Here is a 16,027-nt window from a genome sequence, read left to right as displayed (position 1 = left end):
AGGGGCAGGCGATGAATGAAATAAAACAGATCTTGTGGCTTGAGAAAAGGCCGATCACGGCTGAGAGCGATCTATTTTCCCCGGAGCATGATCCCAACGCACCGAAGGCAGGAGATACCATCCGTCTGGTGGACGTGGACGAGAGTGTCTCACACTTTGTACTAATCACCGGCTATTTTCGAAGCTGGTATGAAGGGACAGTGATCGGCACTTTCCCCTGGGGAGAGAAGACTCTGGGCCATGAGGAATTTGAGCACAAGCAATCTCGCGATGGTAAGAAGGTTCACTTTAAGGTTGAGCATGTCTGGGATGACACCACGGCTCACCACAATCCCCACTTGTAAACAATCGAGTCAACGGAGCGGCTCTGCTCTGCCCCGTTGACTCAGTCATCCCTAGTTTTGAGCCAGGTTTAACATGGCCTCCAGCACGCCCCCCGAGATGGCGCGAGCCTTATCTGAAACCGTAGTGTAATCGGCTTTTTCTCCTCTTGGATCGATATCGGCAATCTTAAAATCCTTACTGACTGCGCTGCCAGGCTGGATCATACCCCGCACCATGCCGCTTATCGGTGCAATCACTCGGCAGTCACCAATGTTGGCGATGCAATCGCCTTCCTTTACAACCGTGCCAATTTCGACGCAAGGCGTTATGGTGCCTGCTATCGGTGAGCGCACCACACGTTGGTGGGTGAACCCGAGGATATTGCCGGGTACCCCGGTATCCTCCTGGGCTGAGCCTTGATAGATCACTTGTCCCAGGTGGTGGCCTCGTTGGGTTTCAATCACGCCACTGACATCCTCGGGGGCTTTAAATCCGGGGCCAAGGGCCAGGGTGACGGGAGCCATCTTTTTATGGGTACCGCAATTTTTCTTGGCAAGGATTGCATCAATCACAAAGTGAGGTTTGAGCTTGCTGATCAGGATGCCATCGGGATCGATAAAGACTGGGATCTCCTGGTTCTCAAGGGCTTCAAAGGCTTGAGCCGGGCTATCAACCAATCGGGCGCGGATCCCTTCAACACAGCTTGTTTTCTCAAAGACGGCACTGGCAAAGGCCACGGTCCGGCGGATCACCGTGGGGTGTTCACATTCGAGCATTACAACCTTGAACCCGGCCCGGTGCAGGCGCAGCGCAACCCCGGAGGCCAGATCGCCTGCGCCACGAATGATCACCAGTTTGTCCGGGTTGACCCGAACATCCTCAGCCAGCACCGAGCCCGGGCGCTTATGCTGGATTTTTAGAAGCTCAGCAACCACACTGACTGCGATCTCCGCCGGGGTCTCGGCACCAATATCCAGCCCAACGGGGGAGTGCCAGCGCTGTAGCTGCTGTTGATTATACCCCTGCTCTCTGAGCTGATTTCGAAAATGCCGAACTTTACGCTTGCTGGCAAGCAGCCCTAAGTAACGGCAGTCACAATCGATGAGGTGCTCCAGTGCGCAGTAATCTTCATGGTTGGTGGCGATGATCACATAATCCTGAGGGGTGATCTGAACCTTGTCCAGGGCTTCGACCATGGTCTGGCCATGGATCAGCACGCAACCCTCCGGGTAGTTTTCAGGATTAAGGCTTGCCGGGTGGGTGTCCAGGACCTTGAGGGCGAAACCGGTTTGGTGGGCCAGGCTGGCAACGCAGCGATTCACATGCCCGGCTCCTACCAGGATCAGAGTTGGGCGGCAGCTGCAAACATCGATAAAGACCTTCATTGCCCCCCGCAATCGCCACCGACCGCCTTGGGTTTTGAGCCTTGTGGAGCCATGTTTCCCTCGATCATTCGTGAGATTCCGGCAGCGATCGCAAGTCCTGCCTGCTCAATCACGTGGCGCTCAATCATACCGCCACCAATGGTTCCTTCAATGCTGCCATCATCGCGAACCAGCATCCTGGCATTGTGCCTTGGGGCCGAACCCCGGGTTTCTATGATGGATGCCATGGCAAAGGCTCGATTAGCCGCTTGTAGCCTGGAGGCTTCTTCAAAAAGATTCATAGTCTCTCCTTTATTATTCGTATGATGGAGGGGGAAGAGTTGAGCTGGCCGAGCCAGACCTCATCTAACTGGGGAGTTTGAGTCAGGACGGTTTCACCAAGTTGTTGCAGGGCTTTGTGATCCCCGCGATCTGCTTTATTGATAAACCAGATTTTTCGACTTAGGGCCGGGCTTCCCTGGAGCATTCCCTGGGGGTGTGCGAATAACCTGGTGATCATTTTGTGGTCGATGAGCTCACCGGACTTGGCGTTTGTGATCTTTTCAAAATGGGGCCAGCGATGGATCTGCCTGGGATCGAGGGGGGTTAACAGGCATTCGGCACCTGTCATGATCAGCTGAGTCTTGGTTGAGACGGGGATCACCGGCTCGTGGGAAGCCGGCGCCTTTAGTGGCAGGCCGCGGGAACCATCTGCTTCAACCAGGATCAAATCGAATCTGCCTTGTTGGACAATCGCCTCTAGCCACATGGGAGTGACTCCTGCTACTTTATCTGGATGTGAGCTCATAGCGGATGCGGCAAAGGTAATTCCGGGCTGACTGTCCTGAGTCAGGCGAGCGCAAAGTTTGTGTTCGGACTCTATCCAGCACTGGCTAACCTCTGAGCTTTTCGGGTAAAACATCCGGGTTGTGGTGGTGGCAAGAACAGACTTATTCAGGCAGGCAAAGGTATTCGCCAGGTACCACAGGCAGCTGGTTTTACCTCCTGCACCGCTCAAGGCGATGAGTGGGGGGCGTGATGTGAGCCATTGCCCCACATTCAGTTTTTGCCACATCTGATAATCCTTTTCATCATGTGGGAGTATGTTGTGAACACAGAGTGCATTATCACCGCCGCCGGGTTGTCGAGCCGTATGGGGGACTGGAAACTGGCCTTGTCTTGGAAGGGGTTACCACTGCTGGCTCATAGTATTGCAAACGCATTAGCGGTTTGTCAGCAGGTAATAGTGGTCACGGGTCATCAGTGTGATGCAATTCGCGATCTGCTCCCTCAAAGTTCAAGGATCCGTTTTTGTCACAACCCGGATTATCGCCAGGGATTATTTAGCTCCCTGCAGGCGGGGGTTCGTGAAGTGAGCTGTGAGCACTTTTTTATTGCCCACGGTGATATGCCTCTGGTACGTCCTGAAACATATCAGAGGTTGTGGATTGGACGAGGCGAGCAAGCACTTCTCCCTCATTACCAGGGGCGAGACGGGCATCCAGTATTACTGCCGCTGAGCTATAAAAAAGCGATTCTCGCGTCAGATCCCAGAAGCAGGATGAAACAGTTGCTTAGACAGTTGGGATATCAGACGCTGGTCATGGACGATCCCGGGGTGTGTATTGATGTCGACACGCCCGAGATCTATCGGGCCCTGCTGAAGGGTGAAGCGTTGTGGCCATTGCTACAGAAGCAGTCACAGCCAGCCGTTGAGGGGTAAATCGAGTCTTGCTTACTCTTAACCGAGCTGAAATTAAACAGGGAGTGTGATTATGAATGAGGAAAATAAAAAGCATGGGGCCTTTAGCTGGTGTGAGCTGATGACAGAGGATGTTACTGCGGCCCGGGATTTCTATGAGTCAATCTTTGGCTGGGAGATGGAGGTGGTTCCAATGGGTGAGTTTGACTACACCCTGATCAAGGTCGACTCCGTCCCTGTTGGAGGGATCATGCCATTGCCCGATGAGTGCAAGGGGGCGGCCCCCACCTGGTACAACTATGTCACTGTGCATGATGTCGATGCAACGGTTGCCAAAATTGAAAAAGCAGGAGGAAAGCTGCTGCGTGCTGCTACGGATATTCCGGATGTCGGGCGTTTTTGCGTCCTTCAGGATCCTCAGGGCGCGATCATCTGTGCCATTACCTACACAGAGTCACCTTGATTGGAATGCGAATTAGTTTTGTTTGAAAGGGCTGAATCCAGGCCCTATGGATGGAGAAGAGTATGAAGCGACTGAGTCTGATGCCCGTGATCTTTACGGCATTGCTGACGATGGGAAGTTTTTCAGTGTTTGCTGTTCCACGGAACGGGCCGCCTGAGGCCGCGGTTCAGGCGTGTCAGGGGGCCAGTCAATGGGCCGCCTGTCAATTCACTACCCCAAGGGGAGAACTACAGGGACGCTGCCATGTGACCCCACAGGGAAAAGCCTGTGTACCTGATACCCATCGCCGGGGAGCCGGAAGCTCTGTGGCTCAGCTCAGCAGTTCATCCAGCCGCCAGGTCGGACGTGTTGCCCAAAGTGCTCCCGGAGGAAAATGGACGGTGGACAACCCCATTAGGGTTGAGAGCCGAGTGGTGGATACCAATCAAAGTTACTGTTTTGATAATCAGCGCCAGACCCCCTGTCCAAAAGAGGGGGCTGCTTTCTATGGACAGGATGCCCAGTATCTGGGTGCTGCGCCTGCCTATCACAATAATGGCGATGGCACTGTGACCGATGAGATCACAGGTTTGACCTGGCAAAAGGCCCATAATGCGACCCGACTCGGGTTTTACCAGGCGGAGCAGGCCTGTCAGAGCCTGACCCTCGGTGGCCATGATGACTGGCGACTGCCCAATATCAAAGAGCTCTTCTCGCTGGCCGATTTTAGCGGCTCCCAGGGTGAGGGACGTTTCTATATCAACAGTAATTATTTTGACTTGGCTTTGCCGGATAAGGGCATCCTGAAAAATGATCGCTTCAAGACCCACAGAGTGGAGATGATGGGGCAGACCTGGTCCAGTACCATCTATTCGGGCAAACATTGGGGGCGGGATCAACAGGCCGCCTTTTTCTTTAATTTCTTTGATGCGCACCTCAAGCAGGCACCGACCCGCGGGCAGAATAAGCTTTTTTACCGATGCGTTCGTGGCAAGGAGTATGGAGCTAATCAGTTTAAAGATCTGAGCAATGGCACTGTATTGGACAAGGCTACGGGACTCACCTGGCAGCAAAAAGATGATGGTAAGACCCGTAACTGGCAACAGGCCCTGGCCTATTGCGAGGCTCTGAAGTTGGCGGATCATAGCGACTGGCGTCTGCCCAATGTGAAAGAGCTGCAGAGCATAGTGGATTATCAAAAAAATAGCCCGGCTATCGATGAGCGCTATCTCAAGGTGAGTGATCCCAAGGGATGGTTCTGGTCCAGTACCACCCATGGCGATAACATTCGGATGGCGGACTATGTTTGCTTTGGGGCCTGTACTTCGGTCAGTGGTGTGGATACCCACGGCGCAGGAGCTCAAAGAAGCGATCCCAAGGTGGGCGATCCAAAAGAGTTCAGCTCCCTTGGCGGCCAGCAGGATGCGGTACGGATCGATAACTATGTTCGTTGTGTGAGAGGATAAATCGAATTGGTGAGGCTTAGCTGCTTACTTATACGGTTAAGCCTCGTATGACGCTACTTGGAGTTGCACTGTGAACCTGTAACCAGCCTGGATCTCTGGTTGCTCTGGATAATACAGCTTGCTCCTCCTGATGAGCTGCTCGTATCAGCCTCGGTCGGATCAGCCGGGAGATCCCGGGGGCTTTCATCTTTGCTCACTTGTTGTAAAACATTTCCCTGAGTGACTTGTTGCTCTTGAGCCTCAATGGCGGGCTTAACAAGAGGTTGGGTCTCACTCTCGGCTAACTCAACATACTGAAGCCTGACACTCTCAACATCCCAGGGGTCGCTGGATACTGTGACTATCTCTGTCAATTTTTGTTGAGGGTAGGGTGGTATAAAGTCCTGCTGAGAGATATATCCGGGATCGCTTCCGGTAATGCTGGCGGTGGTGCTGGCTGTGGTGCTGGTGAGCTGATAGTTTGAGGCATAGACACCACCCAGGGTGATATTCCAGATCGACACCGGCTTATTCAGACCAACCTGAGGAGAGAGGAAGTTAGAACTATAGCTAAGCAGAAGATCATCCATTGAATAGCCATCATGGGTGGCGGTTACCGTAACCTCAGTGGTTCCGTCGAATGCTTTATCCAGGGCATTGAAGTTCAGGGTCAGGGTGTATGGGATGATATCTGCGGTCGTTGTTCCAGCAAAGTCGCTGCTATCCAGCTGGTAGTTTCCGGTATCTGTGCCACTGAGGGTGAAGTCGCTTTCACTATAGGTCACTGGCTTACCAACGCCGGCGTTCCAGTCACTAAAGTGACCTCTGACTGTGCTATTTAGAGTGACATCTTCGCCATGGACGACGCCCTCGAGGGAGTAGCCGCTGATGGTGAGGGTCGCATCGGTCGTGTGGTCATACACCTTGTTGGCTGCTGTGATTGTCTCACCTGAGAGGGTGAGGGTTTTGGCGGTGATCCTGGAGGAGTCTGTGTTCCAGCTAACTAATTTGTAGTTGGAAGCTTCACCACCGTTATTGCCATCAAGGAGGGTGATACCGCTAAAAGTCACGGTATGGGCATCGGCGACATCGGCAGCATTGAAGGTTCCGCTGATGCCGGAGGCGAGGGTGAGGCTCTCTGAGCCCACCAGGCCGTTAAACAGGGCGCTTGCCTGGTTGATGCTGGTGGCCGTGGTGTTGCCATCATAGATTTTATCCCCTGCGGTGAGACCGGATAGGGTGAGATCTTTGGGGGTGATATCTGCCAGCGCATTGCTTGCATCCGTAATGCTGTAGTTTGTTGCATCAGCGCCGTTTAAAGACAGAATGCTGATGGTCACGGGTTTGCCTGTATCACTATTTTTATCGGAAAACTGGCCCGCCAGGCTGGTTGAATCGAGGCTAAGTTCATCGCCTGCCAGTACGCCATTTAACTGGGCTGCACTGGCATCGATACTCGTAATGGTGCTGGCATCATAGGCTTTATCCAGGGCAACCAGGCCTGTTGCGGTGATCGCCAGTTGACTGATGGTCGCGCTGGCATTGTTGCCATCGACCACCTGATAATTCACGGCATCACTCCCGCTCAGGGTTAGCCCGGATACTGAGACCGCCCGGTTATTACCGGCATTTTTGTCTGCCAGTGTTCCCTGAGCCGCTGCGGCCTCAAGAGTGACATCATCACTGGCCACCAGACCACCAAATGTGGCTGCTCCGGTATTCAGGGTCACAGAAGAGCTGCCATCATACACTCTGCTATTGGCTGTAATATTAAAGCTGGTGAGTGTCCTGGCTGTGATAGCGGCCTGGGTGTTGTACACACTTAAGAGGCTGTAGTTTGTAATATCGCTGCCACTGGCACTCACCCCTTGGATGGTGACACTTTTGTTACTGGCGACGTTTTTATCTGAAAATGTTCCACTGAGGCTGCTGACATTTAAACTTAAATCATCCCCTTCAAGGACACCACTTAGGGTGGCGCTACTGGTATCCAGGGATGCCTGAAGGTTGCCATCATAGACTTTATCAAGTGCCGTCAGGCCGTTAATCGTGATGGACTTAGGAGTAATGTCAGCGGTGCCAGCCGTGTAATCTGCAATATAGTAATTGGTGGCGTCACTCCCGGCCAGGGTGATGCCAGTTGCGGTCACCCGTTTATTCTGTCCGACATTTTTATCGGCGAAACTGACACTGAGGTTACTGGTATCAAGCCAGATACTATCCCCGCTGAGCCCTCCGACAAAGGTTGCTCCGGTTAAATTAAGTGAGGCAGTGGTTGTCCCGTCATACACCTTGTCATTGACCAGGGGTTGAGTTCTCTGGATATCGTCCACGGTGAGAGGGCGTGAGGTGATATCCGCTGTAGCACCGCTGGCATCTAAGAGACTATAGTTTGCAGCATCAGGGCCTGAGAGAATCAACCCCAGAATTGTGACCCCTTTATTGGCTCCCGCATGTTTATCGGCAAAGTTGCCACTGGCACTGTCGCTGTTGAGGGTGACCAGATCGCCTGCGACAATCCCACTCAACCCCTGGTTACTGGTGTCGAGTTGGGCAAGGGTTGAGGCATCATAGACTTTGCCCTGAGCGGTGATCCCTGTGCTGGTGACCGGCTTCGCCGTGATATCGGCAATCCCTGCAGTGTAATCTGCAATATAGTAATTCCCGGCGTCTCCCCCGGTAAGAGTAATGCCGCTGGCGGTGACCTGTTTGCCTTGTCCGACATGCTTGTCGGCGAAGCTGGCACTAAGATTGGTGGTATCCAGCCTGATATCATCACCATTCAGGCCCCCGATAAAGCTTGCTCCCACAAGGTTGAGGGTTGCAGTGGTGGTTCCGTCATAAACTTTGTCATTGACCAGGGGCTGGGTGGTTTGAATATCTTCGACAGTTAGTGGGCGCGCCGTGATATCAGCCTGTGCACCACTATTGTCGATGACACTGTAGTTTCCTGCATCCACGCCACCCAGGGAGAGGCCGATGATCGCCACCGGCTTATTGGTGGCTACATTTTTATCGGCAAACTGGCCACTGATGCTATTGCTATTGAGGGTCACATCATCAAGCCCCAGTACACCATTGAGTATGACGCCCGTGGAGTTCAGGGTTGCACTAAGGGTTGCATCATAGACTTTATCTGCGGCGGTTATGCCGCTGGTAGTGATGGGACGGGGAGTGATATCTGCGGTGGCGCCACTACCTTCGACAAAGCTGTAGTTACCGGCATCCGCTCCGGTGAGGGTGATGCCGCTGATGGTGACGGCTTTATTTTGACCCACATGCTTATCGGCAAAATTACCTGTGGCACCCGAAGCATCCGGAGTGACATCATCCCCCCAATGGCGCCAAAAAAGCTAAATCCACCGGTATTAATCTGCGCCGAGGTAGTGCCATCATAAACTTTGTCTTGGGCAATGATGCCACTTGTGGTGATGACGGTTCCGGTTGCTGTCGTGATGTCTGCGGTTGCTCCACTGTTATCGGAAACCCTGTAATTGCCCGCATCGCTTCCGGTCAGGCTCAGACCAAGTATGGTCACCGGCTTGTTAGTTCCGATATTTTTATCGGCGAACTGGCCGGAGGCACTGGTTGTATTCAGGGTCACCAGGTCTCCGGATAAAACCCCATTGAGAGTTGCCCCCGAGGTGTCTATGCTTGCAACCCGGGTCGCATCATAGGCTTTATCTTGCGCCGTAATTCCGCTCGAGGTGATCCCAAGGTGACTAATATCGGCAGTCGCTCCACTGTTATCACTGATGCTATAGTTGCCAGCATCTGCCCCGGTTAACAGGAGACCATTGATGGTGACCGCTTTATCTGTCCCCACCTGTTTATCTGCAAAGCTACCTGAAGCTGAGTTCACATTAAGCGTGACATCATCGCCTGATACCTCACCGGACAGTGCCGCAGCTCCTGTATTGATAATGGCTACTGTGTTGGCATTGTAGACCTTGTCTGCCGCGGTGATCCCGGTGGCGGTGATTCCAAGTGGCGTAATATCGGCACTGGCACCACTGTTGTCGGTGACCCTGTAGTTGTTGCTATCGGCACCCTTGAGTAGCAAGCCGCCGATCGTGATGCTTTTAGAGTTTCCGGCGTTTTTATTCGCGAATAACCCGCTAATACTGCCCGTATCCAGGCTCACATCATCACCTCCCAGGGTTCCGGAGAGATCAGCGCTGCCGGTGTTGAGGCTGGCGGTTGTGTTGCCATCATAGACCTTGTTGCTGGCTGTAATATTGATGGACTGTATTGCCAGCTTACTGATACTGGCCGTGGCACCACTGTTATCAATGACGTTATAGTTACTCGCATCAGCTCCTGTCAGGGTGAGTCCGGAGATGGTGACAGCCTTGTTCGCTCCCGCGTGCTTATCGGCAAACTGGCCACTGGCAGCGTCGCTATTGAGGGTGACATCATCACTGAGGATCTGTCCGGACAAGTTGGCAGAGGTGGTATTGAGCACCGCCGTGGTGCTGGCATCATAGACTTTGTCACTGGCCGTTATGCTGATGGCGTTGATGGTCAGCGGTGTGACATCTGCGCTGGCATTGCTATTGTCTGTGATTGTGTAGTTGCCGCTATCCGAGCCACTAAGCCCCAGCCCGCCGATACTTACACTCTTGGCTGTGCCGACATGCTTATCTGCGAAACTTGCACTGATACTTGTTAGATCCAGGCTGACATTGTCACCTCCCAGGGCCCCTGACAGGGTGGCACTGCCGGTGTTGAGGCTGGCGGTCGTGTTGCCATCATAAACCTTGTCATTGGCGGTGATATTGATGGCCGTGATCCCAAGAGCGCTAATGCTGGCAGTGGCATTGCTGTTATCTGTGACCGTATAGTTGCCCGCATCTGAGCCGGTGAGCGCCAGTCCAGATATAGTGATCGCTTTATTGGTGGCAACATGTTTATCTGCAAAGCTTCCACTGGCACTGGCCACATTCAAAGCGAGATCATCTCCGGACACCTTGCCAGAAAGTGCAGCCGAACCTGTATCTATGTTAGCGCTGGTTGTTGCATCATACACCCTGTCACTGGCGTTAATGTTGATGGCTGAGATCCCAAGCCTGGTAATATCGGCAGCTGCACCACTGTTATCGCTAATCGTATAGTTGGAGGCATCACTGCCACTCAGGCTCAGCCCGCTGATGGTAACGGATTTATTGACTCCCACATGCTTGTCAGCAAAAGCGCCTGTGGCTCCACTGGTATCGATTGCTACATCATCGCCGCCTATTGCGCCGACTAACCCTGCTCCAGCCTTATTCAGCGAGGCTGTCACGCTCCCATCATAGACCTTATCGCTGGCGGTAATACCGTTTCCTGTGATGGCGAGGGGAGTGATGATCCCCGAGCTGTAATCCGCCACCCCGGTGAAGTTATAGTTGGAGGCAAGCCCGGTGCCATCAGAGATGGAAAATCCGGAGAAGGAGACGGTCTTGCCGGTGCCGACGTTCTTGTTCGCAAAGCTGGCGCTGCCGCTGCCGCTATTGAGAGTCAGGGTTTCACCATTTTGCAATCCGGTCAAAGTTCCGGCGGAGTTGATGGTTGCCGTGGTGAGGCCGTCATAGACCTTGCTATCGGCAGTGGCGTTATTCACCGACACAGCGCGCTGGGTGATGATCCCTGAGGTGTAATCGGCCACCCCGGTGAAGTTATAGTTGGAGGCAAGCCCGCTGCCGTCGGAGATGGAGAATCCGGAGAAGGAGACGGTCTTGCCGGTGCCGACGTTCTTGTTTGCAAAGCTGGCGCTACCGCTGTTAAGGGTCAGGGTTTCACCATTTTGCAACCCGGTGAGGGTGCCGGCGGAGTTGATAGCAGCCGTGGTTAGGCCGTCATAGACCTTGCTATCGGCGGTGGCGTTATTCACCGACACATCGCGCTGGGTGATGATCCCAGAGCTGTAATCGGCTACCCCGGTGAAGTTATAGTTGGAGGCAAGCCCGGTGCCATCGGAGATGGAAAATCCGGAGAAGGAGACCGTCTTGCCGGTGCCGACGTTCTTGTTCGCAAAGCTGGCGCTACCGCTATTGAGAGTCAGGGTTTCACCATTTTGCAATCCGGTCAAAGTTCCGGCGGAGTTGATGGTTGCCGTGGTGAGGCCGTCATAGACCTTGCTATCGGCAGTGGCGTTATTCACCGACACAGCGCGCTGGGTGATGATCCCTGAGGTGTAATCGACCACCCCGGTGAAGTTATAGTTGGAGGCAAGCCCGGTGCCGTCGGAGATGGAAAATCCGGAGAAGGAGACCGTCTTGCCTGAGCCGACATTCTTGTTCGCAAAGCTGGCGCTACCGCTGTTAAGGGTCAGGGTTTCACCATTTTGCAGGCCGGTCAGAGTTCCGGCGGAATTGATGCTTGCCGTGGTGAGGCCATCATAGACCTTGCTATCGGCGGTGGCGTTATTCACCGAAACATCACGCTGGGTGATGATCCCGATAACACCGCTTGTACTCGATGGTCCCTGGTAGCCATAAACAGTGACACCTCCATTACTTCCCGAGATCGTCAGACCTGAAATATTGGCGGTGACCGTCTTACTGGTACCAACATTCTTGGTATCAAAACCGGCACTGTCTATGGTGGCGGCTGTGATATTTGCACTATCACCATCGACTGCTCCACCTGAGGTTGTATAACCGGCACCAGTGATACTTGCAGTGGTTGTTCCGTCGTAACTTTTGCTGGCAGAGCCGGTCAGATTGGCGGTGATACTGGGTGCCAGGGTATAGAGGAAGCCACTGCCTGCATCTTGTACATAAACTCCGGGGCCATCACCTAGAAAGTTAAACTGATAAGTAGCATAGTTGGCATTGTATTGTTTAAAATCGTAGCTCAGACTGTTCAGATTATTGCTGGCAGGGTTCTCGGTCCACACCAGATAGCGATATCCTCCGCCGACACTGAATGCTCCGCTTCCAACATTATTTGTAAACTCATCACCCACTAACAGGATCCCGTAATTGTCTTGAACTTCAGCACTGGAGGTGAGGATTCCATTGAGGATAATTCCAGAGCCTGCGGTGGGTCCCTTGTTGATGATCTGAATGGTTTTGCCACTGACTGCCTGTAGGCTGATATCTCCCGAGTCACTGTAGGTGTTTCCTGCCCCCTCAAACAGCTCGAAACTTACTTCACCTGTGCCTGCAGTAATACTGGTTCCAGCCGCCATTGTGATGGTGGCGGAGCCACTATCTCGGTTAGCATCAACAACGTCGGAGCTGGCGTTATCGTTGGCAACTATTGCGAGCCGACCATTATCTGTGGTGATCGAACCGTTGAGTAGGACGCTACGTCCAGCTTGAAGATACAGGAAGCCACCATCTCCGCTCCCATTATCAACCGTTAGATCCTGCTCCAGGGTGATATCGTTACTGGCCTGCAGAGTGACATCTGTACCAGCATCTAATAATGCTTTCAGGGCGCTGGTTTGAAGTCTTGAGGTTTCAGTCGGGTTATCTGAGTAGCTATAGCTGGCAACAGCCGTTGCCTGCTCTGTGGCACTAAACAGGTAAACGGAACCCGAGTCATTGGAGGAGCTGCTGAAGCCATCGCTATAGCGTGCGCTAATGGCCAGCTGATTGCCAGTCGCGTTATATGAGATCCCACTTTGGCCAAATTGTTCGGAGCTGGCTAATGAAATTGCCAGGTTGTTTCCTCCCGTGTAATCCTTACCGAGAGTAGCATCGAGAGAGCCATTGCTGAAATTGCTGTCACTAAAGGTAAAGAGGTGAGCCGCTCCATAGTCGCCGGACGTGGCTATCTGGCCATCATCGCCGGGGGCGGTGACCGCAAGCTTGGTGCCATCGCCATTGAGTGCAACAGCAGAGCCAAAATAGTCGTAGGCTGCGGTGGTGGAAGAGAGATTGATACTCTTGGCAAGATTAGCGTAGTCATAACCTAAGCTGGCTCTAAGGGTAGGAGATGAGAATTTATCGCCAAAGCTCACCAGATGGACCGCTCCGACATCCTGGATTGTACCATTCCAGCCATCATCTTTTGGCGCACCAATGGCTAGCAGGGTGCCCGATCCACTGAGTGACACGCTGTTTCCCAGGTTATCGCCATCGGACAGGAAAATCCCGGGAAGATCCCCATCAAGCTTGAGATCTTTAGACCCTGTGTAGCCAACTCCGATGAGGCCCACATGATCGCCGCCACTGAAATTGATATCGCTAAAGGTGATGAGATACACGGCACCATAGTTATTGGCGTTATCTTGCCCCAGACCATCATCAGCAGGGGCCCCAACGACTAATAGATGAGCATCATCACTGAGCGAAACACTGCTACCGAAGTTATCTGAGCCATGAAGTATGGTTGAAACCGGATCGTTAAGATTAATATCCTTGGTGCCGCTATAATTATGGCCGATGGTTCCCACCAGGGTAGGGCTGCTAAAGTCAGTATCGCTGAAGGTAAAGAGATACACTGCACCAGAATTGATACGTGTGTTGCTGAAGCCATCGTCTCCGGCAGCCCCAACTGCCAGTTGGTCGCCGTTACCGTTGAGGGCAACCCCGTGGCCAAAGAAATCCTCACTTCCCAGAGTACTACTTAAATTTAGATTTTTACCCCCGGTGTAACCTGATCCCAATGTAGCAGTCAGCTCTGCCCCAGAGAAGTCACTACCATTGAAGCTGAAGAGGTGCACGGCGCCGGCTTGAAAATTACTTTCGGCAAAACCATCATCCGCACTTGCCCCGACTGCCATCCGGTCTCCGGCGCTGTTAAGACTGACACTGGTGCCAAATTGATCGCCGGATTCAACCATGCCTCCGAGGTTCAGATCCCCTACATCCGGATAATCGGAACCAATATTGCCGATGAGAGTCGGGCTTGAGAAACTGGTGTCACCAAAGGTAAAGAGATAGGTTGTGCCGCTTTCGTTGGCCAGGTTGGCGCCGCCATAATCGAGAGGGGCTCCTGCAACCAGCTGTGTCCCGTCTCCACTGAGGGAGACACTCTTACCAAATCGGTCATCGGCCCCCAGGGTTAGGTTATAATTCTTGCCGGTGCTATAGCCGGAGCCGATGGTGCCCTGCAGGGTTGGGCTAGTGAAATTGCTGCCAAAGCTGAACAGATACACGGCTCCTGAATTTGCAAGAGCATTGGTTGAGCCATCATCCATATCGGCACCAACGGCTAACAGGCTGCCTGCGTCATCGAGACTGACGGAGCGGCCAAACCAGTCCTGGGCCTCCAGAGTGCCGGTCATATCATAGCTTTCACTGCCGGTGTAGCCTACGCCGATAGTACCGACATGATTCACCGAGCTAAAATCGCTGCCAAGGGTGAATAGAAATACTGCGCCATAGTTGCGGCCGGCATCTGAGGTTGGGCTGGTCGCATCATCATCATTTTTAGCTCCGACTGCCAGTAGCAAACCGTCGCTACTCAGGGAGACCCCATCTCCAAAGGTCTTTGATACGCTGAGCTGGGAGTTGAAATCAAGGCTATCGCCGCCGCGCTGTATGGTCCCGATTAAGTTTGCATTGTTAAAATCTGTGTCGCTAAAGGTAAAAAGATAAACTGCCCCTGAGTCGTGCTGATCATCACTGGCGCCATCATCAAAGCGAGCGCCGACGGCCAGCTGGGTTCCGCTGCCATTAAAAGTGACACTTGAGCCAAAGCGGTCGTCATCGTCGAGCTTTAATGAGAGATCATAACTCTTCCCTTCGGTATACCCAGAGCCAATGATTCCTTCGAGCATGCCATCAGTAAAGTTGTTGTCAGCGAAGCTGAACAGAAACACCGAGCCGATATCGGTTCCTGTGCCGGTAGCCGTGAGTGCGTTAGCGGCTCCAACCGCTAACCTGTCTCCGGCATCATTGAGGGCGACCGACAAGCCAAAATAGTCATCGGTTCTAAGATAATTGTTGAGGTTGATATTGTTGCCGCCGGTATAACCATTGCCGATAATGCCGCTTAGGGTCGCACCACCAAAACTGGAGTCACTAAAGGTAAAGAGGTAGGTTGCTCCATAGTCACTGCCCGGGTTGTTAAAGCCGTGATCGTGGAACGCTCCGACGGCCAATCGGGTTCCGTCACTATTAAGGCTGGCTGAGCGACCAAATTCATCATTGGGCTCAAGGGTATCGCCGATATTTAAATTAGTACCGCCGTGGTACTTGTTACCAAAGGTTGCGCTGAGGCTTGGGGAGCCAAAGCTGGTATCACCGAAGCTAAAAGCGTAAATGGCCCCTGAATTAGAAGCAGCATTGGCTAGGCCATCATCCTGCTTGGCTCCCACTATTAAGCGATCACCCGTGCCATTGAGACTAACCGAGATACCGAAGAGATCGTTATCACCTAGTTGTTGAGAAAGATTTAGGCTATTTGCTCCTGTGTAGTTTGCACCAATGCTTCCTATGTGATTACCACCACTGAAACTACTATCACTGAAGGTGAAAAGGTGTACAGCACCTGAGTTTGTATCAGCATCATTCAGACCATCGTTATAATGGCTGCCAACGGCGAGTCGATCCCCTGTATCGTTTAGCGCAACTGATTGTCCAAAATTGTCATCTGCCCCAAGGGTGCTTGTTATATCAATATTTTTCGCGCTCACACCCGTGGTATAAGCTCCGCCTATTGTGGCGATAAGAGCTGGAGATCCAAAGCTGGTATCACTAAATGAAAATAGGCGTACAGCTCCCATACCTGAGGCACCCGTATCGTTATAGCCATCGTCGCTAGTCGCTCCGATAGCCAGACGCTCCCCAGTACTATTGAAACTCAGTGATGA

The 16,027-nt window shown here is 52.9% G+C and carries 8 protein-coding genes and 1 pseudogene; 4 read left to right on the top strand and 5 right to left on the bottom strand.

Features of this window, described 5'->3' with window-relative positions:
* Window positions 1–11 precede the first annotated feature (11 nt).
* On the top strand, window positions 12–344 hold the full coding sequence (locus tag DB847_RS12835) for a hypothetical protein (RefSeq protein ID WP_108651062.1): 333 nt from the start codon (window positions 12–14) through the stop codon (window positions 342–344).
* 51 nt (window positions 345–395) lie between these two features.
* Here DB847_RS12835 and yqeB read toward each other — a convergent pair whose 3' ends face one another.
* Genes yqeB through yqeC form a run of 3 tightly spaced genes read right to left on the bottom strand, consistent with a single transcriptional unit; the run spans window position 396 to window position 2,763 of the window.
* Window positions 396–1,709 (bottom strand): selenium-dependent molybdenum cofactor biosynthesis protein YqeB, encoded by a 1,314-nt coding sequence (yqeB, locus tag DB847_RS12830; protein ID WP_234418389.1) that lies wholly within the window; start codon window positions 1,707–1,709, stop codon window positions 396–398.
* Window positions 1,706–1,990 carry an XdhC family protein gene (locus DB847_RS25605; protein ID WP_234418388.1) on the bottom strand — a complete coding sequence of 95 codons (285 nt, stop codon included), beginning with the start codon at window positions 1,988–1,990 and terminating at the stop codon, window positions 1,706–1,708. Before DB847_RS25605 ends, yqeB begins: the two co-directional genes overlap by 4 nt.
* Window positions 1,987–2,763: a selenium cofactor biosynthesis protein YqeC gene (gene yqeC / locus DB847_RS12825; RefSeq protein ID WP_108651061.1), complete on the bottom strand. Its 777-nt coding sequence runs from the start codon at window positions 2,761–2,763 to the stop codon at window positions 1,987–1,989. Before yqeC ends, DB847_RS25605 begins: the two co-directional genes overlap by 4 nt.
* Before the next feature lie 33 nt (window positions 2,764–2,796).
* Between yqeC and DB847_RS12820 the strand changes: the two genes are divergently transcribed.
* The 3 genes from DB847_RS12820 to DB847_RS12810 all read left to right on the top strand — a co-directional run bounded on the left by DB847_RS12820 (window position 2,797) and on the right by DB847_RS12810 (window position 5,298).
* Window positions 2,797–3,411 (top strand): nucleotidyltransferase family protein, encoded by a 615-nt coding sequence (locus tag DB847_RS12820; RefSeq protein WP_159084597.1) that lies wholly within the window; start codon window positions 2,797–2,799, stop codon window positions 3,409–3,411.
* Between the two features lie 52 nt (window positions 3,412–3,463).
* Window positions 3,464–3,853 (top strand): VOC family protein, encoded by a 390-nt coding sequence (locus tag DB847_RS12815; RefSeq protein WP_108651059.1) that lies wholly within the window; start codon window positions 3,464–3,466, stop codon window positions 3,851–3,853.
* 62 nt (window positions 3,854–3,915) lie between these two features.
* Window positions 3,916–5,298: an Lcl C-terminal domain-containing protein gene (locus DB847_RS12810; RefSeq protein ID WP_108651058.1), complete on the top strand. Its 1,383-nt coding sequence runs from the start codon at window positions 3,916–3,918 to the stop codon at window positions 5,296–5,298.
* A 53-nt stretch (window positions 5,299–5,351) separates the two neighbouring features.
* On the opposite strand, the gene DB847_RS24400 is transcribed toward DB847_RS12810, so the two are convergent.
* Together DB847_RS24400 and DB847_RS25600 are read right to left on the bottom strand one after the other, a co-directional pair.
* Window positions 5,352–8,555: a beta strand repeat-containing protein gene (locus DB847_RS24400; protein WP_159084596.1), complete on the bottom strand. Its 3,204-nt coding sequence runs from the start codon at window positions 8,553–8,555 to the stop codon at window positions 5,352–5,354.
* 254 nt (window positions 8,556–8,809) lie between these two features.
* Window positions 8,810–15,940 (bottom strand): annotated as a pseudogene (locus tag DB847_RS25600) (beta strand repeat-containing protein); the annotation flags it as partial.
* Window positions 15,941–16,027 lie beyond the last annotated feature (87 nt).

This window comes from Dongshaea marina (genome assembly GCF_003072645.1).
Taxonomy (GTDB): domain Bacteria; phylum Pseudomonadota; class Gammaproteobacteria; order Enterobacterales; family Aeromonadaceae; genus Dongshaea; species Dongshaea marina.
Note: the sequence above shows the minus strand (reverse complement) of the source record. Positions and strands in the feature narration are given on the sequence as shown.